Consider the following 22,748-nt stretch of genomic DNA (forward strand, 5'->3'; position numbering starts at 1 on the left):
CCTGCAGAAGCCGCTCCACCTTCTTGTTTGAGCATGGTCCCCGCGCAAGCGCTTCGCGTTTGTCGCGAGGGAAAACCGGTTTCCACTTTTCCGGATCATGCTCTAGGTTCACGCCGCGCCGATAAAAGGTACGGCTCGAGGGAGCTTTGCGAATGACGATAGTCGAGAACGATGAGGGCTATTTGACAAAGAGCCTGGGCGGCCTTCGTGTGCTTGATTTTTCGACGACGATCGCCGGCCCTCATTGCACGCGCATGCTTGCCGACCTCGGAGCGGAAGTCATCAAGATCGAGCCTGCTGAAGGCGAGATGATGCGTACCCGCCCACCGATGCGTAAGCTTTGCTCGACCGCGTTCGGCCAGCTCAATGTCGGCAAGAAGAGCCTGACGCTCGACTTGAAGTCGGCGGAAGGGGTGGAGGTGGTACGCCGCCTCGTCGCGACCGCCGACATCTTGGTCGAGAATTTCCGCCCCGGCGTGATGCAGCGCTTGAAGCTCGATTACGCCAGCCTGCGCGGGCTGAACCCGCGGCTGATCTATTGCTCGATCTCCGGCTACGGCCAGACCGGGCCGTCGGCTGGCCTGCCGGCCTATGCTCCGGTCATCCATGCCGCCTCCGGCTACGACATGGCGCATCTGGCCTACCAGGCCGGGCGGAGCAGGCCCGATTATTGCGGTATCTACATCGCCGACGTGCTGAGCGGCGTCTATGCGTTTGGCGCGATCGGAGCGGCGCTGCATCAGCGGCACAGCAGCGGGGAGGGCCAGCACATCGACGTCTCCATGCTCGAAGCGATGCTGAGCCTGACCTTGAACGAGGTGCAGTGGGCGCAGTTCAAGGTGCAGCCAACGGCGCGGCCGATGTTCGGCCCTGTTGAGACCTCCGACGGCTACGTCATGCTCGCGATCGCCAGCGAGAAGACGTTCCAGAGCTTGATGCAGGTGATCGGTCGTCCCGAATGGGTGAGCGATCCACGATTCGCCAAATATTCCGACCGCCGGGAAAATTGGGCGGCCCTGATGGATGGCGTGGAGGATTGGTCGCGCCGGGTGACGACAGAACAATGCCTCGCCGCGCTCAATGAGGAGGGCGTGCCCTCATCCGCCTATCGCACGGTGGAGCAAGCGCTGGCCGATCCGCAGCTCGCGCATCGCGGCGCTCTGGCCGAGGTCGAGGACGGCGGCGGCACCTTCGAGGTGGTCAACCTGCCGTTCCGGATGTCCGGCGCGAAGGTTGCAGCCGTAAAGCGAGTGTCGACGCTCGGCGAGCACACCCGCGCCTATCTCAAGGAGGCGGGCCTGTCCGACGCGGAGATTGCCGCATTCGCAGGCTAACAGCCGGCAAGGCTGATCGTCGCCCGCCGAGGTTTGTCTCGCGTCGGCAGACGTGGCAATGTTGCCGTAACAACAAAGAATGTTGGGAGAATAAAGATGAAGAGTTTCCAGGTTGCCGAGTTCAACGCCCCCTTGAAGGAAGTCGACCAGCCGACGCCGGAGCCGACCGGCACGCAGGTGCTGATCAAGGTGAAGGCGGCCGGCATCTGCCACAGCGATCTGCATATCTGGGAAGGCGGCTACGATCTCGGCCACGGGCGCAAGCCGCTGTCGCTGAAGGATCGCGGCGTCTCGCTGCCGCGCACGATGGGGCATGAGACCGTCGGCGAGGTGGCGGCGTTCGGGCCGGACGTGAAGCCGGGCGACACCGGTGGCCTCAAGGCCGGCGACGTGGCGCTGGTTTATCCCTGGCTCGGCTGCGGCAAATGCCCGACTTGCCTCGCCGGCGACGAGAATATGTGTGCGGTCAAGCCGAACTCGCTCGGCGTCTATTGCGACGGCGGCTACGCCGATCACATGCTGGTGCCGCATCCAAAGTACCTGCTCAACCTCAAAGGGCTCGATCCCGTCACCGCCGCGCCCTATGCCTGCTCGGGCGTGACCACCTACAGCGCACTAAAGAAGGTCGAGTTCGCCTTCGATTCGCCGATCGTGATCATCGGCGCCGGCGGCCTCGGCCTGATGGCGCTGTCGCTGCTGAAGGCGATGGGTGGCAAGGGGGCGATCGTTGTCGACATCGACGCGCGCAAGCGCGAGGCGGCGGAAGCCGCCGGCGCGCTCGGCACTGTCGACGGCGGGGCGGGCGATGCGCTGGAGCAATTGGCGAAGAAGGCGGGCGCCCCGATCCGCGCGGTGATCGACCTGGTCGGCAACGCCCAGACCACGCAGCTCGGCTTCGACTGCCTGGCCAAGGGCGGCAAGCTCGTGATCGTCGGCTTGTTCGGCGGTGGCGCAACCTTCGCGCTGCCGCTGATCCCGATCAAGGCGATCACGATCCAGGGCAGCTATGTCGGCAACCTTCGCGAGACGCAGGAACTGCTCGACCTTGTCCGGACCAAGAAGATTGCGCCGATCCCCGTGACTCCTGTGCCGCTCGCCAAGGCCTATGACTCCCTGCTCGAATTGCAGAAGGGCAAACTAGTCGGCCGCGCCGTGCTGACGCCGTAGGCCGCCACCGTACTCCGCCGTCATGCCCGGGCTTGTCCCGGGCATCCACGTCTTATGGTCGTTCAGCGGTAAGAACGTGGATGGCTGGGACAGGCCCGGCGATGACGAGTTCAAAAACCTTCATTGTTTCGAATGGGGGAATCCCATGTCCGCAAACAACGCCCTCCATATCGCAGTGCTCGGCGGCGACGGCATCGGTCCGGAGGTGATGGCGCCGGCACTCGAAGTGTTGCGCAAGATCGAGGCGGCGACCGGGCTTCGATTCCGCTTCACCGAGGCACCCGCGGGCGCCAACCATTACAGAGAGACCGGCGTCTCGCTGCCGGAATCGACGGTGAGGCTGTGCGAGGAGGCGGATGCGATCCTGTTAGGAGCCTGCGGCCTGCCGTCGGTGCGCTACCCCGACAACACCGAGATTGCGCCGCAGATCGAGTTGCGCTTCCATTTCGATCTCTATGCCGGCGTGCGGCCGGCGCGGCTGATTCCGGGGGTGCCGAGCCCGATCGTCGGCGCGGAGCAGCGCGGCATCGACTTCGTCGTGATCAGGGAATCGACCGAAGGCCTGTTCGCCTCGATGGGCAAGGGCGTCGTCACCGAGGATGAGGCGCGCGAGACCATGCTGATCACGCGCAGGACCTCCGAGCGCCTGTTCGAGTTCTCGTTCCGCCTCGCCGAACGCCGCAAGGCGCGCGGCCGCGTTGGCGGCGGGCTGACCTGCGTCGACAAGGCGAATGTGTTCAAGGCCTTTGCATTCTTCCGCGGCATCTTCGACGAGACCGCAAAGCGGCATCCGGATGTCAGGGCCGATCACCTTTATATCGATGCCTGCTCGGCGCTCATGGTGAAGCGTCCGTGGGATTTCGACGTCATGGTGACGGAGAACATGTTCGGCGACATTCTCTCCGACCTTGCTGCCGGACTGATCGGCGGTATGGGCATGGCGCCGTCAGCCGACATCGGCGACCGCTACGCGGTGTTTCAGCCCTGCCACGGCACCGCGCCCGATATCATGGGGCAGGGCAAGGCCAATCCGACTGCGATGATCCTGTCGGTCGCGATGATGCTGGACTGGCTTGCCGACAAGCATGTGCTGGAGAGCGCGGCGGAAGCCGGTGAACGGATCGAGCGCGCCGTCGACAAGGCCTATGCCGGCGGCATCAAACCGATCGAGATCGGCGGCGGCAACGGCACCGCCGACATCGCCAAGGCCGTGCTGGCGCTGTTGTAGCTTCGAACCCGCGAGAAGAGGGGCCCGACGATCGCGCGACCGATTGTCGCTCTCGGCATCGATGCTGGAACGGACGCGCTTCTGCAAAAGGGCCAAATGCAAAAAGCGCCGCCATCGAGATGGCAGCGCTTCAGCAAAGCCTCGATCCGAACCAACGCATAGCCCGGTGCAGCGTTTTGCCACGGTTCGACGCGCTTGCGCGGATCGATGCGGTCCGCGCCACGAAACGGAGAAGGGCCGACGGCTCAGCCTTCGTTCGCGGCGATCGATTCCATCAAGGACACCAGTTGACGTTGAACCGTCTGGTCCTTGATCTTGCTGTAGGCTCGCAGCAACCTCAGGCTGAAAGCGCTGTCCAGGAAGAGGAGGCTTTCGACCTCGCGCGACTTGTTGTCGCCGTCGTAGAAGAACGTGACAGGCACGTCGAGCGCGGCAGCGATCTGCTGAAGGCGAGCAGCGCCGACACGGTTCACGCCCTTCTCGTACTTCTGGACCTGCTGGAAGCTGACGCCGAGCTTTTCGCCCAGCTCCGCTTGCGAGATCTTTTGCTCCACACGCCGCAGGCGAATCCGTTTGCCCAACTCAATGTCGGGCTTGCCGGCACTGCGTTGCTTCATCTTCTTTGCTGCTGATCTGTTCATTCTGGTTACCCGTCCTTCAAATCGGGAGGCCCTGCGCAGATTGGTCAGGGATTCGTCCATACTTCAGCGTTAACTTTGTCCGGATCGTGAGTTCGTCTCGCGAACCACGGTACTCCAAGCAGACTGTCGAATGGTAGCCAAACGCCGCGTGCTTTGGAAGTATCCAGATACCGGCGTGGTCAGACTACCTAAAGTCGTCAACGCCCGAGATAACTTACGATATCCCGCACTGTGTATTTGGCAAAATATTGGACAAACCACAACTACTACGGGTTGGGTCGACACAGATTTTGAACGCATGCTTACTACCGGCCTCTGCATGCGTGGTTCTACATCCCGTACTTGTACGGGACCTGAACGGCTCTGGATTTGGCCAAAAAATGACAGCGGACATAGCCGCGTGGCGCATCCCTCCCGCGCGTTAGGCGCATTAGAAGGAAAACAGAGCACCAATCACCCGCTGGACAATTTCGCAAAATTTCTGGATCATCTGTTCATTCACGCGCCCGACCACCCGCAGACCTTTGTGGAGAGGCTCATGAAGCGAAGAAATGAAACGCCGCGAATCTATCTCGCAAGTTCGGGAGCGGAAGAAATGCCGGTTGTCCATACCGAAGAACGGTTGCTCTCGCTGCTTGCGACGCTTGAGGAGTGCAGGGACTTCCTCACGGACAAGGCAAGTCCGGAAACGGCGCGTTTGCTGTCGCTGGCCATCCTCGAACTCAGGATGGAGCTGCATCAGGTGACCGACGCCGAGCTCAAGGCGCTGTGCGACCTGATGACTCCGGAGGAGCGGCCGCCGCAGGAAGTAAGGTCGGTCTCCGGCAAGCCGCTGCCGCCGTATCTGAAACTGGTCAAATAGCGCTCGTTTGCGCGTAGCCCGGATGGAGCGCAGCGCAATCCGGGGCCTAGCCAGATCGTGTGGCGCCCCGGATTACGCTGCGCTCCATCCGGGCTACGATTCACCTCACCCCGCCGTCACGTCGACCAGCTCGTCGCCGTCGAGGACCCGCGTGGCCTTTTCGCGGTCGAGATCGCCTTCCCACGCCGCCACCACGACTGTCGCAACGCAGTTGCCGATCAGGTTGCCGACGGCGCGGGCCATGCCAATGAACCAGTCGACCGACAGCACCAGCACGAGGCCGATGGCGGGAATGGTCGGCACCGCATTCAGCGTCGCCGCCAGGATCACGATCGCCGAGCCCGGCACGCCATGCGCGCCCTTTGAGGTGATCAGGGAGACGCCGAGCACCAGCAACAGATCGCCGAACGACAGCGGCGTGTTGGTCGCCTGCGCGATGAACACCACCGCCAGCGTCAGATAGATCGAAAAGGCGTCGAGGTTGAACGAATAGCCGGTCGGGATCACCAGCCCGACGACGGAGTCCTTGACGCCCAACCGCTCCAGCTTGCGCATGATCTGCGGCAGCACCGCGTCGGACGACGCAGTCGCCAGCACGATGGTCAATTCCTCGCGAAGGTAGGCCAGGAATTTGAGGATATTGATGCCGGCCAGGGCCATGACGCCGCCCAGCACGCCGAACACGAAGATCGCGACCGAGATGTAGAACAGCGCGACCAGCGAGACCAGTTGCTTGAGCGAGCCGACGCCGTATTTGCCGACCGTATAGGCCACCGCGCCGAGCACGCCGAGCGGGGCGGCGCGCACGATCAGCCCCATCGCGCGGAACAGCACCGCCGAGACAGCGTCGATCATGGAGGTGACCTTCTCGCCCTTTTCGCCGCCGACCAGCGCCAGGCTGACGCCGAAGATCACCGCGAAGAACAAGACCTGCAGCACGTCGTTGCGCGCCAGCGCATCGAAGGAGGTGGTCGGAATGATGTTCAGGAGGAAAGCGCCGATGCCGCCGCCCTGCAGCTTGTGGGCGTTGTCGGCATAGGTGTTGAGCGCCTTGGCATCGAGCGTCGAGGTATCGATGTTCATGCCATGGCCGGGCCCGAACAGATAGGCCAGCAGGAGGCCGACGACCAGCGCGATCGTCGTCATCGCCTCGAAATAGATCAGCGCCTTGACGCCGACGCGACCGACTTTCTTTAGGTCGCCGGCGCCGGCAATGCCGTGCACGACCACGCAGAACACGATCGGTGCCACGATCATCGAGATCAGCTTGAGGAAGGCGTCGCTGAAGATCTTCAGCCCGATCGCGAAGTCGGGGGCGATCACGCCGAGCGCGATGCCGAGCAGCAGCGCGGCAAGCACCTGGACGAAGAGGGATGTGTAGAGCGGCTTGCGGGTTTCGGTAGCTGCTGCGGCTGTGATGCTCGACATGGTCTGCTCCCATGGGTTTTGCCCATGCGTAGCAACTTGCATGCCAAGCACGCGTCGCGACGGTTCGAAAGCTGTCGAAGTTCCGCGGCGCTTCACGCGATGCGCCGCGGAACAAAGAGGGTCAAAGGTTGCTGTCGGTGATCGCGGCGTACACCATGGTGCGCAGCTCGCGCCGCAGCGGGTAGGCGCTGGAGGGGAGCACCTGCGTCATGAAGATCGTGATCAATTCTTCCGCCGGGTCGATCCAGAACGACGTGGTTGCGGCGCCGCCCCAATTGTATTCGCCGGGGCTGCCGGCAATCAGCGTCTGCGCCGGGTTCATGGTCACGGCAAAGCCGAGGCCAAAGCCGATGCCGTTATAGGCCGCTTCCGAGAACAGCGAGCGCGACAGGGCCGGCAGGTCGACGCCACCGGGCAGATGGTTCGACGTCATCAGCTTCAAGGTCTTCGGTCCGATCAGCCGCACGCCGCCGACCTCGCCGCCATTGAGCAGCGCGCGGCAGAAGGTGAGATAGTCGGCGGCCGTCGAGCACAATCCGCCGCCGCCTGATATCAGCGAGGGCGGCGACAGGAACGAACTGGTGGCCGGGTCATCCTGCAGCGTCAGCCCGCCCTTGCGGTCGGCGGCATGGAACGTCATGCCGCCTTGCGGGTCGGCGGAATAGCAGGCCGCCAGGCGATGCGCCTTGTCTGCCGGCACGAAGAAATTGGTGTCGTTCATGCCGAGCGGGTTGAAGATACGCTCCTTCAGGAATTGCTCGAACGGGATGCCGCTGATCTTGCCGACGAGATAGCCGATCACGTCGGTGGCGACAGAATAATTCCAGGCCTCACCCGGTGAGAATTCGAGCGGGATCTTGGCGAGATCCTCGATCATGCTGTCGAGCGTCCCGGCCTTGACGACCTCGCCGATCTTGTTCTCGCGATAGGCTGCATCGACATTGGAGCGCTGCTGGAAGCCGTAAGTCAGCCCCGAGGTGTGCCGCAGGAGGTCGACGATCAGCATCGGCCGCGACGGCGGCTTGGTCAGGAACGCCGGCGCGGTGCCGGCCTGGAACACGCCGAGGTTCTTCCATTCCGGGATGTATTTATGGACGGGCTCGTCGAGTGCCACGAGGCCTTGCTCAACCAGCATCATGAAGGCGACCGAGGTGATCGGCTTGGTCATGGAATAGATGCGGAAGATGGTGTCGTCCTTGACCGGCACCTTGCGCTGGACATCGGCAAAGCCTTGCACAGTCGAATGCACGATCTTGCCGCGGCGGTAGACCAGAAGCTGCGTGCCCGGAAACCGCCCGGCCTCGATGTAGCGCCGCTTCAGGTGGTCCTCGAGGCGGTCCAGCGCCGCTTGCGACATGCCGGCGGATTCGGGGGAAGCGGGGGTGGGGGCCAACATCGCTCTTCTCCGGTTGTGGGCAGGCCTTGATAGCCGAAAAGTGTCCCGCGTTCCAATCACCTGGCGCTTACACCGCCGTGGGTCGTCGTGTAGGCTGAAGCCAAGCGAAACCAATTCGCAGGGATGGAAGCAATGCCGCAATTCAATGACACCGAGCTGACCGCCGCCGTCATCCAGAGCTTCGAGGAAACGCCAAATCCGCGGGCCAAATTCCTGCTTCAGGAATTGGTGAAGTCGCTGCACGATTATGTCCGCCGCACCGACCTCACCTTCGAGGAATGGGAATATGCGATCGATTTCCTGACCCGCACCGGTCACAAATGCACCGATATCCGCCAGGAGTTCATCCTGCTCTCCGACGTGCTCGGCGTCTCCATGCTGGTCGATGCAGTCAACCATCGCGACCGCGATGGCGCCACCGAGACCACGGTGCTCGGTCCGTTCTATGTCGGCGAGCACAAGGTGACGCCTGATGGCACCGATATCTCGGCGACGCTGCCCGGCGAGCGGCTCTACGTGCAGGCGCGCGTCACCGATCTCGACGGCAAGCCGGTCGCCGGCGCGCCGGTCGACGTCTGGCATGCCGACGACGATGGCTTCTACGATTCACAAAAGCCGAGCTATGCGACGCAGGGCCCGTCGTCGCGGGCGCGCTTCATCACCGGCGGTGACGGCCGTTTCCATTTTCGCACCATCCTGCCCTGCAGCTATCCGATCCCGACCGACGGCCCGGTCGGCGAGATGATCATGCAGACGCGGCGCCATCCGATGCGTCCCGCGCACATCCATTTCCTGGTCGCGGCGAAGGGCTATGAGCCGCTGATCACCCACGTCTTCATGGAGGGCGACAAATATCTCGACTCCGACGTGGTGTTCGGCGTCAAGGACGAGCTGGTCGCGAAGATAGAAAAGCGCACCGATCCTGTCATGCCGGACGGCACCAAGACGAGCGAGCCGTGGCATTTGATGACCTACGACTTCCGCATCAAGCCGGGCGAGGGCGCGCCGCCGGCACCGCTCGGCGTGAAGGCCGAGAAGGTCGGCGAAGACGCGTAGGCGGCGGTAGCCCGGGTGGAAGCGCAGCATAACCCGGGATCGCTCCTGACCACGCGCGTAGGGATCCCCGGGTTGCGCTGCGCTTCACTCGGGCTACCGCTCAAGCAGCGCTTGCACATTTTTTGTGCGTCGCACAAACATTGAGCGAATCGCAAAATTTGGCGGCGGAACCGGGCGATCCGCGCGGAGCGGTGCGACTCCCAACCCGTTACATTTCTTAGAATTTTTCCAGTCTCGCGGCTTGGCACGAAGCTTGAATAGCTAGCTTGCGACGCCATTGAAGCCGTCCCTCGAAACCAATCATCCGAATTGTGACACCGCCAGACTGGGGCCTCCCCAGCACGCGACCCCGTGCGCTTCGGGGCAGTGCCACAAGCGGACGGACATTCAGACGCAAAGGACATTTGCACGCATGACGAAGCCGACCAAAGAGACCTCCCGCCATGGCGTCAGCCGCCGCCAGATTCTGAAGGCGGCAGGCGGAACGGCCGCATTGCTGGCCGCGGCGAAACTGAATTTCCCGGCCGGCGCGTTCGCACAAGGTGCAGGTCCTGAGGTGAAGGGCGCCAAGCTCGGCTTCATCGCGCTCAGCGACGCCGGTCCGCTGTTCGTCGCCAAGGACAAGGGCATCTTTGCCAAATACGGCATGCCCGATGTCGATGTGCAGAAGCAGGCTTCATGGGGCACGACGCGCGACAATCTCGTGCTCGGCTCGGAAGGCAACGGCATCGACGGCGCCCATATCCTGACCCCGATGCCTTACCTGATCTCCGCCGGCAAGGTGACGCAGAACAACCAGCCAACGCCGATGTACATCCTGGCGCGGCTCAACCTCGACAGTCAGTGCATCTCGGTCGCCGGCGAATATGCCGATCTCAAACTCGGCGTCGACGCCACGCCGTTCAAGGCGGCGCTGGAAAAGAAGAAGGCCTCCGGCAAGGCCGTGAAAGCTGCCATGACCTTCCCGGGCGGCACCCATGATCTCTGGATCCGCTACTGGCTCGCGGCCGGCGGCATCGATCCCGACAAGGACATCGAGACCATCGTTGTCCCGCCGCCGCAGATGGTCGCCAACATGAAGGTCGGCACCATGGATTGCTTTTGCGTCGGCGAGCCATGGAATCTGCAGTTGATCCATCAGCGCATCGGCTACACCGCGGTCACGACCGGGGAAATCTGGAACAAGCATCCGGAAAAGTCGTTCGGCATGCGCGCCGCTTTCGTCGACAAATATCCGAAAGCCGCCAAGGCGCTGCTGATGGCGGTGATGGAAGCCCAGCAATGGTCCGACAAGGCGGAGAACAAGCAGGAGCTCGCTTCGATCATGGGCAAGCGGCAATGGATGAATTGCCCGGTCGAGGACGTCTATGACCGCAGCGCCGGCAAGTTCGACTATGGCATCCCCGGTAAGGTGGTCGAGAACTCGCCGCACATCATGAAGTATTGGCGCGACTTCGCGTCTTATCCGTTCCAGAGTCACGATCTCTGGTTCCTCACGGAAGACATTCGCTGGGGCAAGTATGAAGCGGGCTTCGACACCAAGGCGCTGATCGCGAAGGTCAATCGCGAAGATATGTGGCGTGAGGCCGCCAAGGAAATGGGCGTGCCCGCGTCCGAAATCCCGACCTCGACCTCGCGCGGCAAGGAGACGTTCTTCGACGGCAAGGTGTTCGATCCCGAGAATCCGTCGGCCTATCTGAAGTCGCTGTCCATCAAGCGTGTTGACGTCTGATCCGCGCAAAGCGGCGCGCATCTGCGCGTCGCCCGGCACCTGAACACGGAGAGAGATTTTCGATGTCTATGCCTGCACTGAAAACCGACGCCGCATCGACGGCACTTCCGGTTACGGCCGCGCCGGTCGTGACCATGACACCGAAGCGTGCGCCGCAGTCCGAGAAATACGCCAAGATGGCGAAGGAGGCCGCGGTGCGCGTGGTGCCGCCGCTGATCGTCGTCGCGTTCCTGCTCGTGGTTTGGGAGCTGATCTGCCGGCGCGCCGGCTCGACGCTGCCGCCGCCCTCGCGTGTGTTCAGCGATACCAAGGAACTGATCTTCGATCCGTTCTTCGATCATGGCGGCATCGACAAGGGCCTGTTCTGGCATTTGTCGGCGAGCCTGCAGCGCGTCGCCTACGGCTATTCGCTTGCCGCAATCATCGGCGTCGCGCTCGGCACGTTGGTCGGTCAATCGGTCTGGGCGATGCGCGGACTTGATCCCTTGTTCCAGGTGCTGCGCACCATCCCGCCGCTCGCCTGGTTGCCGCTGTCGCTTGCGGCCTTCCGCGACGGCCATCCGTCGGCGATCTTCGTGATCTTCATCACCTCGGTGTGGCCGATCATCATCAACACCGCCGTCGGCATCCGCAATATCCCGCAGGATTACCGCAACGTCGCCGCGGTGGTGCAGCTCAATCCGCTCGAGTTCTTCGCCAAGATCATGATCCCGGCGGCTGCTCCCTACATGTTCACCGGCCTTCGTATCGGCATCGGCCTATCCTGGCTGGCCATCGTCGCGGCCGAAATGCTGATCGGCGGCGTCGGCATCGGCTTCTTCATCTGGGACGCCTGGAATTCCTCGCACATCAGCGAAATCATCCTGGCGCTGTTCTATGTCGGCATCATCGGCTTCGTACTCGACCGCCTGATTGCGGGCGTCGCGAAGATCGTGACCCGCGGCACCGCCGTGAACTGAGGGGACATGTCATGCAGGCCTATCTGAAGCTCGACCATATCGACAAGACCTTCACCCGCGGCAATGCCACCACCGAAGTGTTGAAGGACATCAACCTGACGATCGAGAAGGGCGAGTACGTCTCGATCATCGGCCATTCCGGCTGCGGCAAGTCCACGCTGCTCAACATCGTGGCCGGGCTCACCGGTGCCACCCATGGCGGCGTGCTGCTCGAGAACCGCGAGGTCAACTCGCCGGGCCCGGATCGCGCGGTCGTGTTCCAGAACCACAGCCTGCTGCCGTGGCTGACGGTCTATGAGAATGTCAAGCTCGGCGTCGACAAGGTGTTTTCCAAGACCAAGACGCGGGCCGAGCGCGACGCCTGGGTGATGCACAATCTGAACCTCGTGCAGATGGCGCATGCCAAGGACAAGCGGCCGAACGAGATCTCAGGCGGCATGAAGCAGCGCGTCGGCATTGCGCGGGCGCTCGCGATGGAGCCGAAGGTGCTCTTGCTCGACGAGCCCTTCGGCGCGCTCGATGCGCTGACCCGCGCGCATCTGCAAGATTCCGTGATGGCCCTGCACCAGAAGCTCGGCAACACCATTTTGATGATCACTCATGACGTCGACGAGGCGGTGCTGCTGTCGGACCGCATTGTAATGATGACCAACGGTCCGAGCGCACGGATCGGTGAAGTGCTGGAAGTGCCGCTGGCGCGCCCGCGCAAGCGGCTCGAGCTTGCCACCAACTCTGGCTACCTCAAGTGCCGGCAGCGGGTGCTCGAATTCCTTTACGAGCGGCATCGCTTCGTGGAAGCGGCGTAGCCGGCAGTTGTTATTGCCGGGCTAGAGCGCGCAGCGCGTCTTCGCAAAAATGACACGGCAGTCCATCGAAGGCGGAAGATTTTCTGGGATGGATGCGTAGGTCAAGCCCGCGCACGACGAGTGGAGATGGAGAGAAAGCATGACACCGGAGCAAGTCAAGCTCGTGCAAGAGAGTTTTTCGAAGGTCGCGCCGATTTCCGAGCAAGCCGCGATCCTCTTCTATGATCGCCTATTCGAGGTCGCACCGACGGTGAGGGCGATGTTTCCGGACGACATGACCGAACAGCGCAAGAAGCTGATGGCGGTGCTGGCTGTGGTGGTGAATGGGCTCAGCAATCTGCAATCCGTGCTGCCCGCCGCAAGCGCGCTCGCCAAGCGGCATGTGAGCTACGGGACCAAGGCGGAGCACTATTCCGTTGTAGGTGGTGCGCTGTTGTGGACCTTGGAAAAGGGCCTCGGCGAAGGCTGGACGCCAGAGATCGCGGACGCCTGGACCGCTGCCTACGGCACGCTGTCCGGCTATATGATTTCGGAAGCTTACGGCGGCACGCAGGCTGCCGAATAGAGGAAGCGCCGTGAGCGAACCGCTGGTCATTGTCGGCAATGGGATGGCGGCCGCGCGCCTGGTCGACGAATTGTCGAAGGTGGCGCTCGGGCGCTACGCCGTCGCGGTGATCGGCAGCGAGCCGCGGCTCGCCTATAACCGTGTGCTGTTGTCTTCCGTCCTTGCCGGCGAGACCACGTCGGAGGATATCGAGCTGCAGCCGGCATCGTGGTGGCGCGACCGCGGCGTGACGCTGAAATATGGCTGCATCGCCACCGAGATCGATGTCGGCCGCCGCGAATTGAAGATCGAAGGCGAGGAGAGCATCACCTTCTCGAAGCTGGTCCTGACCACCGGCTCGTCGGCGCTGCGGCTCAACGTGGCCGGCGCCGAGCTCGCCGGCGTGCATACGTTCCGCGATAGCCGCGACGTCGACCTGTTGCTGGCGCTCGCCGCGCGCAAGACGCGCGTGGTCGTGATCGGCGGCGGCCTGCTCGGGCTCGAGGCGGCCTATGGGCTGGCGAAAGCGGGGGCGCCAGTGACGCTGGTGCACCTGATGGACCGATTGATGGAGCGCCAGCTCGATGCACCGGCGGGCGCGCTCCTGAAATCGCTGGTCGAGCGGAAAGGCATCGAGATCCTGCTCGAGGCCAGCACCGCGCGCATCCACGGCGAGAACCGTGTCGAAGGTGTCGAGCTTGCAGACGGACGATTGATCAAGGCGGACGCGGTGATCTTCGCCGCCGGCATCCGGCCGAACATCGCGCTGGCAAAGGAAGCCGGCATTGTCGTCAATCGTGGCATCGTGGTTGACGATTGCTTACAGACCAGCGCCGAAGGCGTGTTCGCGATCGGCGAATGCGCCGAGCATCGCGGCATCTGCTACGGCCTCGTCGAGCCGGCCTATGAGCAGGCGCGGGTGCTGGCGCGGCATCTTGCCGGACAGGATGTCGCCTATGCCGGCAGCATCGTGGCAACCAATTTGAAAGTGTCCGGTGTCAGCGTGTTTTCCGCCGGCGATTTCATGGGCGCCGAGGGCAGCGAGAGCATCGTGTTCAGCGACGTTAACCACGGCAGCTACAAGAAGCTGGTGATTGCAGACGGACGCCTGACCGGCGCGGTCCTGATCGGCGACACGTCAGATGCGCTCTGGTATCTCGACCTGATCCGCAGCGCGAGGCCGATTGCCAAGATCCGCGGCGACATGATGTTCGGCCGTTCGCTGGCGGAGGCAGCATGAGCGCAGCCGATCCCGCGCTTCGCACCGTCAATACCACCTGCGCCTATTGCGGCGTCGGCTGCGGCGTGCTGGCGACGCCTGACGGCAAGGGCGGCGCCGCGATCGCGGGCGATCCCGATCATCCCGCCAATTTCGGCCGCCTGTGCTCGAAGGGCTCCGCCCTCGGCGAGACGCTGGGGCTGGACAACCGGCTGCTCTATCCGATGATCCGCTGCGACAAGGGGATGGAGCGCATCGCCTGGAGCGACGCGCTCGACCATGTCGCGCATCGCTTCAAGCACATCATCGCGCGCGATGGCCCCGGCGCCGTCGCATTCTATCTCTCCGGGCAGTTGCTGACCGAAGACTACTATGTCGCCAACAAGCTGATGAAGGGTTTCATCGGCAGCGCCAATGTCGACACCAATTCGCGGCTGTGCATGTCGTCCTCCGTGGCCGGCCATCGCCGCGCCTTCGGCGCCGACACCGTGCCCGGCTGTTACGAGGATCTCGAGCAGGCCGACCTCCTGGTGCTGGTCGGCTCCAACGCCGCCTGGTGCCATCCGGTGCTGTTCCAGCGCATGCTCGCCAACAAGCAGCAGCGCGGCGCGCGCATCGTGGTGATCGATCCACGCCGCACCGATACATCGGAAGATGCCGATCTCTTCCTCGGCCTGAAGCCCGGCACCGACACCGCGCTGTTCTGCGGCCTGCTGGTGCATCTCGCAGACAGCGGCGCGCTCGATCACGCCTATATCGACCGCAACACAAGCGGCTTCGACGAGGCGCTGGCGCGCGCCCGCGGCATGGCCGGCAGTGTCGGCGCGACCGCGCTCGCCACCGGCCTCTCCGAGCAGGACGTTGCGACGTTCTTCAAGATGTTTGCCAGCACGCCGCGCGTGGTGACCTTGTATTCCCAAGGCGTCAACCAGTCGGCGCAGGGCACCGATAAGGTCAACGCCATCCTCAACTGCCATCTCGCCACGGGTCGCATCGGCAAGATCGGCGCGTCGCCGTTCTCGCTGACGGGCCAGCCGAACGCGATGGGCGGGCGCGAAGTTGGTGGGCTCGCCAACCAGCTTGCCGCCCATATGGTCTTCACGCCGCCGGATATCGACCGCGTCCGCCGGTTCTGGAAGGCGCCGCGCATCGCCACCCATGAGGGGTTGAAGGCGGTGCAGATGTTCGAGGCAATCGGGCGCGGCGAGATCAAGGCGTTGTGGGTGATCGGCACCAACCCGGCAGTATCGCTGCCGGATGCCGATGCCGCGCGTGAGGCATTGCGGGAGCTCGAACTGTTCGTGGTGTCGGAGAATGTTCGCTCCAACGACACTGTCGATGTGGGCGCGCATGTGTTGTTGCCCGCGCAGGCTTGGGGCGAGAAATCCGGCACGGTGACCAATTCCGAGCGCCGCATCTCGCGCCAGCGCGCGTTCCTGGAATCTCCCGGCGAAGCGCAGCCGGACTGGTGGATCCTTTGCGAGGTCGCAAGGCGCCTCGGTTTTGGTGCCGCCTTCGACTTCAAGTCCGCGGCCGATATTTTCCGCGAGCACGCGGCGCTCTCGGCATTCGAGAACAACGGCAACAGGGATTTCGATATCGGTGCGCTGACATCGCTGTCGGACGAGGCCTTTGACGCGATGGCGCCGGTGCAATGGCCGATGCGGCAGGATGCGTCGCCGCAGCCACGCTTCTTCGCCGAAGGCGGCTTCTTCGCCAATGATCGCAAGGCGCGGTTCGTCGCGCCGGAGATTCCGACGCTGCGGACCGAGACGACGCCGGCGCGGCCGCTGCGGCTCAACACCGGCCGCATCCGCGACCAGTGGCACACGATGACGCGCACCGGCGCGAGCCCGAGGCTCGGCCAGCATCTGCCCGAACCGTTCGTGGAGGTTCACCCTGATGATGCGCTGCGCTACGGCGTGAGCGACGGCAGCTTTGCCCGCGTCACGACGGACTACGGACAATGTACGCTCCGCGTTGTCGTCAGCGAGCGCCAGCAGCGCGGCATGCTGTTTGCGCCGATCCATTGGAGCGAGTCCACCGCGACCGGCGCCCGCGTCGGCTCGCTGGTCGCACCCTTCACCGATCCGTTCTCCGGTCAGCCCGAGAACAAGGCGACGCCGGCTTCGATCGCTCCTTACGAATATGTGTTCCGCGGCTTTGCGCTGTCGCGCCAACCGCTGCAATTGCCTGTTCATGCCTGGGTCGCGCGCGTCGCGGTCAATGGCGGTCACGGCTATCTGTTCGCTGATAATGCCGACCTGCTCGGCTGGCAGCTCTGGCTCAGGATGAACACCGAAGGCGATCTTGCCGAATACAAGGATTTCGGCGGCGGCATCTACCGCGGCGCCTCCTTCAACGCCGGCCGCATCGAAACCTGCCTGTTCCTCGGTCCCGCCGATGATGCCGGCGACTGGAACGTGGTGAAAGGCTTGTTTGCTGCCGATGCACTCAGCGATGCGCAGCGTCGCATGTTGCTGTCAGGCAAATCGGCGGACGGCGTCGCCAACGCCGGCCCGATCGTCTGCGCCTGCTTCGGCGTCGGCCGCGCCACGATCTGCGACACAATCGCCGCCGGCGCGGGCTCTCCTGCGGAGATCGGCGCGCAACTCAAGGCCGGCACCAATTGCGGGTCTTGTATTCCGGAATTGAAGCGGCTGATTGCGCAGACGGGAGCGCGAGATTCTGAGCAGCCTCCGTTGGCTGCTGCCAACTAGATCTCTCCCCACGTCATTGCGAGCGAAGCAATCCATCTCTCCATGCGGGGGGAGATGGATTGCTTCGTCGCTACGCTCCTCGCAATGACGGCGGAGAGGCGGTCGACTGTGTCAAGGATGTCCTCTATGGTGCCGTCCGTTCCGCTAACGGGTGAACCAAGAAATGCTGTACCTGGAAACGCCGCCGAAATTGATCGAGACCACGATCTTCTCCGCCATGCCGGACGAATTCCGCCGCAAGCAGTCAACCGAGTGGGCCGATGCCAACCGCCCGGGTCAGCCAACCGATTGCTTTATCGAAGGGCCGTCCTTCGACGCCGACGGCAATCTCTACATTGTCGACATCCCCTTCGGCCGCATCTTCAAAATTTCGCCAAATAAGAAATGGTCGCTGGCCGTCGAATATCAGGGATGGCCCAACGGTCTGAAGATCGATTCCAAAGGCCGCATCCTCGTCGCCGATTACCGGCACGGCATCATGGAGCTCGACGCGCGGGCAGGGCGGATGCTTCCGGTACTGACCTCGCGCAATTCGGAATCCTTCCGCGGCTGCAACGATCTGCACATCGCCTCCAACGGCGACATCTATTTCACCGACCAGGGCCAGACCGGGCTGCACGATCCGAGCGGCCGGGTTTATCGCCTGCGCGCGAGCGGGCAGCTCGATTGCCTGATCAACACCGGCATCAGCCCCAACGGATTGGTGCTCGATCCGCAGGAGGCCGTGTTGTTCGTTGCCATGACCCGTGACAACGCGGTGTGGCGCGCGCCGTTCATGAAGGACGGCAGCGTGTCGAAGGTCGGCCGTTTCTGCTCGATGTTCGGCCCCGGCGGTCCGGATGGGATCACAATGGATAAAGCCGGCCGGCTGTTCGTCGCCCATGTCTCGCTCGGCCACGTCTTCGTGTTCGCACCGTCAGGCGAGCTGATCGCGCGTATCAAGTCCTGCGCAGGGAATGCCGTCACCAACGTCGCCATTGGCGGCGAGAACCGCGACCGGCTCTACATCACGGAGTCCGCGACGGGCACGGTGCTGGTGGCGGATATCAGTGTGCTCGGCTGAAGAAGATTGGAAATGTAGCCACGCCGTCATGGCCGGGCTTGTCCCGGCCATCCGCGCTCTTCCGAGCTGCACCAAAGAACGTGGACGCGCGGGACAAGTCCGGGCATGACGGAAAGGAGGAGCGCTGCACCACGGCGCGAACGCCTCACGACTTCCTGTTCCTCGCATTCACCGCGATCGCCGCGGCCGCGGTGCGGTTCTCCACCCCGAGTTTGGAATAGATCTGCTCCAGATGCTTGTCGACTGTGCGCGGGCTGAGCCCCAGGATTTGCGCGATGTCGCGGTTGGTCTTGCCCTTGGAGAGCCATGACAGCACCTCGCCCTCGCGCGTGGTGAGGCCGAGTTCGCTGGAGAATTCCGCCGGCATGTCGGCGCTGGTGTCCTTCGCCAGCCGCAGCAGGAATTCGTTGACGCCAAGCTTGCCCATATATTGCAGCCGCAATTGCTCGTTGGCTGGAAACGAGGCCATGGTCGTGGTCTTCGCTGCAGCCTTTCCCTTCTGCGTCTGCTCAAGCCATTGCGGGATCGGATCGGGCAGCGCGAGGTCGTCGCCGTCCTCCGCCAGCGTGTCCGACAGCAGCCTTTGCGCCTGCGGCGTCGCCCACAAGATCCTGCCGTGACCGTTGACCGCGAGAAGATAGCGGCCGGAGACGTCGAGCGCAGCGCGGGCGCTCTGCGTCAGTCTCGCATTGGCGAGGTGGACGCGGATGCGCGCCAGCATTTCCTGCACCACGATCGGCTTGGTCACGTAATCGACACCGCCGGCTTCCAATCCGCGCACGATGTGCTCGGTCTCGGCGAGACCTGTCATGAAGATGATCGGCACATGGTCGAGCCCGGCATCGCGCTTCAGCCGGCGGCAGGTCTCGAAACCATCCATGCCGGGCATGACGGCGTCGAGCAGCACGATGTCGGGCGTGATCTGGTCGACGATCCGCATCGCGGAGGCGCCGTCGAGCGCCACCATCACGGTCATGCCGGCGCCGTCGAGCGCGTCAGTCAGGAGCCGCAGCGTCTCCGGGGAGTCGTCGACGACGAGCGCGATGTCTCGCTTCTTGGTTTCAGTGGTCATAGCTGTGCAGCGCCTTCAGGGTCGCCATGTACTGATCGAGGTCGAAGCGATCGACCAATGAGCGCATCTGCGAGACGAAATCGGTATGCTCGGGATGTTCAGTGCCGATCTCGTCGAGTTTCAGCTGGATCGCGCGGATATAGCCCAATTGCCCGAGGCCGATCAGTTCCTCGATATATTTCACCGGCGGCCGCGAGCCGCTCTCCGGCTGCCACTGCGGCACGGGCACCTCGTCGGCATCGTGCTGCCAGTCGAGCTTGAGCAGCAGGCGGATGGTCTCTAACAGGCGCGGGATATCGATCGGCTTCATCAGGTAGCCGTCGTGGAACGGTTGCGCGAGCGGGGCGCCATGCGCTTCCAGCGCGCTCGCCGAGATCATCAGGATGCGTGCCTGGTGATGGCCGGCCGAGCGCAGCGCCTCGGCAACAGTCCAGCCGTCCATGCCGGGCATGGAGATGTCGAGCAGGAACAGGTCGGGCCGACAATGCTGCGCTAGCGCGAGGCACCCGGGACCATCGGGCGCGCTGAGCAGGATGAAGCCGAGCGGCGCCAGCACTTCGCGCAAGAGATCGCGGTGGGTCGGATCGTCGTCAGTGATCAGGACGGTCTTGCGCGGGCCATGATAGCCATAGACCGGCGCATCGGTCGGCGCGCTGCGCCGCGGGTTTGTCACTTCCGACAGCAATATCTTGACGCGGAAGGTGCTGCCGGCGCCGACGGTGCTGGTCACCTTGATGTCGCCGCCCATCACGCCCGCCAGCAGCCGGCTGATGGTGAGCCCGAGACCGGTGCCGGTCTGCGGCTGCGAGACGCCGAGCGCGCCACGTTCGAACGGCGCGAAGATGCGCTCGAGATCGTCAGGCTGGATGCCCGGGCCGGTGTCGATCACCTCGAACTCGGCGACCGGGCTGCGGTAGTGCACGACGAACTGCACGTGGCCGGTTTGCGTGAACTTGATCGCGTTCGACAGCAGGTTGATCAGGATTTGCCGCAGCCGCTTCTCGTCGGCATAGACCACGACCGGCAGCACCGCCGGCCGCTTGAACACGAAATCGATGCCTTTCGCGGCTGCCTGCAGACGGAACATGCCGACGAGCTGGTCGAGGAAATCGTTCAGCCGGACCTCGTCGCGCGAGAGATAAAGCCGGCCGGCCTCGATCTTGGAGATGTCGAGGATGCCGTCGATCAAGCCGGAGAGATGGTCGGCGCTGCGACGGACCACGCGGACCTGTTCGCGCGGCCGCGTCTGCAGGGTATTGTCCTGCTCCAGCAGTTGCGCATAGCCGGAGATCGCGTTCAGCGGCGAGCGCAATTCGTGGCTCAGGCCGACGACATAGCGGCTCTTGGCGAGGTTGGCGGACTCGGCGACTTCCTTGGCGCGCTGCAGTTCGGCGTCGGTTCGCTTGTGGGCATCGATCTCCTGGATCAGCAGCGCGGTCTGCCGTCGGGTCTCTTCCTCCGCCGCGCGCCGGCTCTGCTGCGCCAGCACGAACAGCCAAGCCACCACGCCGATGATGATGATCAGCGCAAAGAACACTTTCCACAGCACGTCCGACAACAGGTTGCCGGCTTGCACGGTGGCCGAGGTCTGCAGGTAGATCAGCCCGAGCACCAGCCCGACAAGGCCCGCCGAGACCGCGAACACGCCGAGATAATGCCCGAGCTGCGAATTGATGCGGGCATAGATCGGCTGCGGCAGCAATTTGCCCAATGTCTCCGACACCTGCGACTGGATGCGCGCATGCGGCTTGCACAGGTCATGGCAGCGCGCGTCGAGCGAGCAGCACAAGGAGCAGATCGGGCCGGCATAGGCGGGGCAGGCGGCCATGTCTTCGGGCTCGAACGAATGCTCGCAGATGCAGCACTGGATCTGCTCGAGGTTCTGCCAGCTCCGTTTCGGCTTGCGCGCGATGTAGTATTTGCCGTCGGTAGCCCAGGCGATCAGCGGCGCAACGATAAACGCCACCGCCAGCGCGACGAAGGCGGACAGCGCCTTTGCCGTTGGCCCGAACACGCCGTAGAAGGCGCTGATCGAGACGATGGTCGCAATCAGCATCGCGCCGACGCCGACCGGGTTGATGTCGCAGAGATGCGCGCGCTTGAACTCGATGTGCTGCGGCCGCAGGCCCAGCGGCTTGTTGATGACGAGGTCAGCAACGAGCGCACCGACCCAGGCGATCGCGACATTGGAATAGAGCGCGAGTGTCTGCTCCAGCGCCTTGTAGACGCCGATCTCCATCAACAGCAGCGCAACGACCACGTTGAAGACCAGCCAGACCACGCGGCCGGGATGGCTGTGGGTGAGGCGGGAAAAGAAATTCGACCAGGCGATCGAGCCGGCATAGGCGTTGGTCACGTTGATCTTGACCTGCGACAGGATCACAAACGTTCCCGTCAGCGCCAGCGCCAGATCCGGCTGCGACAGCACGTAGCGATAGGCCTCCAGGTACATGTTGGCCGGCTCGGCGGCGTGCTCATAGGAGACGCCGTGACTCAGCGCGAAGAAGGCGAGGAACGATCCGGCCAGCAGCTTCAGGGCGCCGAGGACGATCCAGCCGGGCCCTGCGCTGAGCAGCGCGATCCACCACGCCCGCCGCGACGTGCGCCGGTCGCGTGGCAGGAAGCGGAGGAAGTCGACCTGTTCGCCGATCTGCGCCACCAGCGAGAACACCACGGAGGCCGCAGTGCCGAACAGCAAGAGGTCGAGCTGGCCGGATGGGTTGCCATGCTCGCCGGAAAAATTGCGCCATTCGATGAACGAGCGCGGATGGGCGTAGGCGATCGCGGCAAAGGGCAGGATATGCAGCACGATCCAGATCGGCTGCGTCCACAACTGGAAGCGGCTGATCAGGGTGATGCCGTAGACCACCAGCGGGATGATCACGACTGCGCTGATGACATAGCCGATCGGCCGCGGGATGCCGAAACACATTTCGAGCGCGGTCGCCAGGATCACTGCCTCGATCGCAAAGAAGATGAAGGTGAAGGAGGCGTAGATCAGCGAGGTGATGGTCGAGCCGATATAGCCGAAGCCGGCGCCGCGGGTTAAGAGATCGATGTCGATGCCGAACTTGGCGGCGTTATAGGCGATCGGCAGTCCGCAGCAGAAGATGATGGCGCTGACCACGAGGATGGCCGCGGTCGCGTTCATCGCGCCATAGTTCAGCGTGATGGTGCCGCCGATCGCTTCCAGCGCCAGGAATGAGATCGCACCTAACGCAGTGTTGGCAACACGGCCGGCGGACCAGCGGCGCGCGCTCTTTGCGGTGAAGCGCAGCGCATAATCCTCCAGCGTCTGGTTGGCAACCCACTGATTATACTGGCGCCTGACGCGGTCTATCCGCTGCCGCCCTGCCAATTCCCCACCTCCTGAGCCGACGTCGGTCCCGCCCGGTAGTCCCGCCCGTCCTGCTCGCAAATCCCGTACCAGAACCTACGTCGCTATTTTGCGGTGCAGTATACGCAATCTTGCGTATCAGTGCGCTGCACAAATCTGGGCAATCCTCGCCTGACCATTAAGC

General features: G+C 63.6%; 17 protein-coding genes. 12 read left to right on the top strand and 5 right to left on the bottom strand.

The window, feature by feature from the left end:
- The first annotated feature begins 152 nt into the window (after window positions 1-152).
- The 3 genes from AC5ZG1_RS11595 (at window position 153) to AC5ZG1_RS11605 (ending at window position 3,729) form a co-directional block, all read left to right on the top strand.
- Window positions 153-1,334: a CaiB/BaiF CoA transferase family protein gene (locus AC5ZG1_RS11595; RefSeq protein ID WP_456643516.1), complete on the top strand. Its 1,182-nt coding sequence runs from the start codon at window positions 153-155 to the stop codon at window positions 1,332-1,334.
- A 96-nt stretch (window positions 1,335-1,430) separates the two neighbouring features.
- Window positions 1,431-2,501: an alcohol dehydrogenase gene (locus tag AC5ZG1_RS11600; protein WP_456643515.1), complete on the top strand. Its 1,071-nt coding sequence runs from the start codon at window positions 1,431-1,433 to the stop codon at window positions 2,499-2,501.
- A gap of 145 nt (window positions 2,502-2,646) precedes the next feature.
- A complete protein-coding gene (locus AC5ZG1_RS11605; RefSeq protein WP_456643514.1) occupies window positions 2,647-3,729 on the top strand; it encodes an isocitrate/isopropylmalate dehydrogenase family protein in 1,083 nt (360 codons plus the stop codon).
- 245 nt (window positions 3,730-3,974) lie between these two features.
- On the opposite strand, the gene AC5ZG1_RS11610 is transcribed toward AC5ZG1_RS11605, so the two are convergent.
- Window positions 3,975-4,370 (bottom strand): helix-turn-helix domain-containing protein, encoded by a 396-nt coding sequence (locus tag AC5ZG1_RS11610; RefSeq protein ID WP_130222530.1) that lies wholly within the window; start codon window positions 4,368-4,370, stop codon window positions 3,975-3,977.
- Between the two features lie 400 nt (window positions 4,371-4,770).
- On the opposite strand from AC5ZG1_RS11610, the gene AC5ZG1_RS11615 reads away from it, so the two are divergent.
- Window positions 4,771-5,232 carry a hypothetical protein gene (locus AC5ZG1_RS11615; RefSeq protein WP_130222315.1) on the top strand — a complete coding sequence of 154 codons (462 nt, stop codon included), beginning with the start codon at window positions 4,771-4,773 and terminating at the stop codon, window positions 5,230-5,232.
- Window positions 5,233-5,337: 105 nt separating this feature from the next.
- Here the strand turns inward: AC5ZG1_RS11615 and AC5ZG1_RS11620 are convergent, their stop codons facing one another.
- Together AC5ZG1_RS11620 and AC5ZG1_RS11625 are read right to left on the bottom strand one after the other, a co-directional pair.
- On the bottom strand, window positions 5,338-6,660 hold the full coding sequence (locus AC5ZG1_RS11620) for a dicarboxylate/amino acid:cation symporter (protein ID WP_028163071.1): 1,323 nt from the start codon (window positions 6,658-6,660) through the stop codon (window positions 5,338-5,340).
- Window positions 6,661-6,781: 121 nt separating this feature from the next.
- The gene (locus tag AC5ZG1_RS11625) at window positions 6,782-8,056 is read right to left on the bottom strand and encodes a serine hydrolase domain-containing protein (protein WP_496132917.1); all 1,275 of its coding nucleotides are present in this window, start codon (window positions 8,054-8,056) and stop codon (window positions 6,782-6,784) included.
- A 132-nt stretch (window positions 8,057-8,188) separates the two neighbouring features.
- Between AC5ZG1_RS11625 and AC5ZG1_RS11630 the strand changes: the two genes are divergently transcribed.
- The 8 genes from AC5ZG1_RS11630 to AC5ZG1_RS11665 all read left to right on the top strand — a co-directional run bounded on the left by AC5ZG1_RS11630 (window position 8,189) and on the right by AC5ZG1_RS11665 (window position 18,155).
- The gene (locus AC5ZG1_RS11630; protein WP_456643510.1) at window positions 8,189-9,112 is read left to right on the top strand and encodes an intradiol ring-cleavage dioxygenase; all 924 of its coding nucleotides are present in this window, start codon (window positions 8,189-8,191) and stop codon (window positions 9,110-9,112) included.
- Between the two features lie 412 nt (window positions 9,113-9,524).
- Window positions 9,525-10,844 carry a CmpA/NrtA family ABC transporter substrate-binding protein gene (locus tag AC5ZG1_RS11635; protein ID WP_496132918.1) on the top strand — a complete coding sequence of 440 codons (1,320 nt, stop codon included), beginning with the start codon at window positions 9,525-9,527 and terminating at the stop codon, window positions 10,842-10,844.
- 62 nt (window positions 10,845-10,906) lie between these two features.
- Window positions 10,907-11,803, top strand: coding sequence for a nitrate ABC transporter permease (gene ntrB / locus AC5ZG1_RS11640; RefSeq protein WP_028163075.1), 897 nt, complete (start codon window positions 10,907-10,909; stop codon window positions 11,801-11,803).
- Window positions 11,804-11,814: 11 nt separating this feature from the next.
- The gene (locus AC5ZG1_RS11645) at window positions 11,815-12,609 is read left to right on the top strand and encodes an ABC transporter ATP-binding protein (RefSeq protein ID WP_454617845.1); all 795 of its coding nucleotides are present in this window, start codon (window positions 11,815-11,817) and stop codon (window positions 12,607-12,609) included.
- A 139-nt stretch (window positions 12,610-12,748) separates the two neighbouring features.
- Window positions 12,749-13,174, top strand: coding sequence for a globin family protein (locus AC5ZG1_RS11650; RefSeq protein ID WP_456643506.1), 426 nt, complete (start codon window positions 12,749-12,751; stop codon window positions 13,172-13,174).
- Between the two features lie 10 nt (window positions 13,175-13,184).
- The gene (locus AC5ZG1_RS11655; protein WP_496132919.1) at window positions 13,185-14,393 is read left to right on the top strand and encodes an NAD(P)/FAD-dependent oxidoreductase; all 1,209 of its coding nucleotides are present in this window, start codon (window positions 13,185-13,187) and stop codon (window positions 14,391-14,393) included.
- Complete coding sequence (locus AC5ZG1_RS11660; protein WP_496132920.1) at window positions 14,390-17,092, top strand: nitrate reductase; 2,703 nt, start codon at window positions 14,390-14,392, stop codon at window positions 17,090-17,092. The genes AC5ZG1_RS11655 and AC5ZG1_RS11660 overlap by 4 nt, the downstream gene beginning before the upstream one ends.
- A gap of 163 nt (window positions 17,093-17,255) precedes the next feature.
- A complete protein-coding gene (locus AC5ZG1_RS11665; RefSeq protein ID WP_207230888.1) occupies window positions 17,256-18,155 on the top strand; it encodes an SMP-30/gluconolactonase/LRE family protein in 900 nt (299 codons plus the stop codon).
- A gap of 145 nt (window positions 18,156-18,300) precedes the next feature.
- Here AC5ZG1_RS11665 and AC5ZG1_RS11670 read toward each other — a convergent pair whose 3' ends face one another.
- Together AC5ZG1_RS11670 and AC5ZG1_RS11675 are read right to left on the bottom strand one after the other, a co-directional pair.
- A complete protein-coding gene (locus AC5ZG1_RS11670) occupies window positions 18,301-19,227 on the bottom strand; it encodes a response regulator (protein ID WP_496132921.1) in 927 nt (308 codons plus the stop codon).
- Window positions 19,217-22,585 carry a hybrid sensor histidine kinase/response regulator gene (locus AC5ZG1_RS11675; RefSeq protein WP_456643502.1) on the bottom strand — a complete coding sequence of 1,123 codons (3,369 nt, stop codon included), beginning with the start codon at window positions 22,583-22,585 and terminating at the stop codon, window positions 19,217-19,219. The genes AC5ZG1_RS11670 and AC5ZG1_RS11675 overlap by 11 nt, the downstream gene beginning before the upstream one ends.
- Window positions 22,586-22,748 lie beyond the last annotated feature (163 nt).

Source organism: Bradyrhizobium sp. Leo78 (assembly GCF_059512425.1).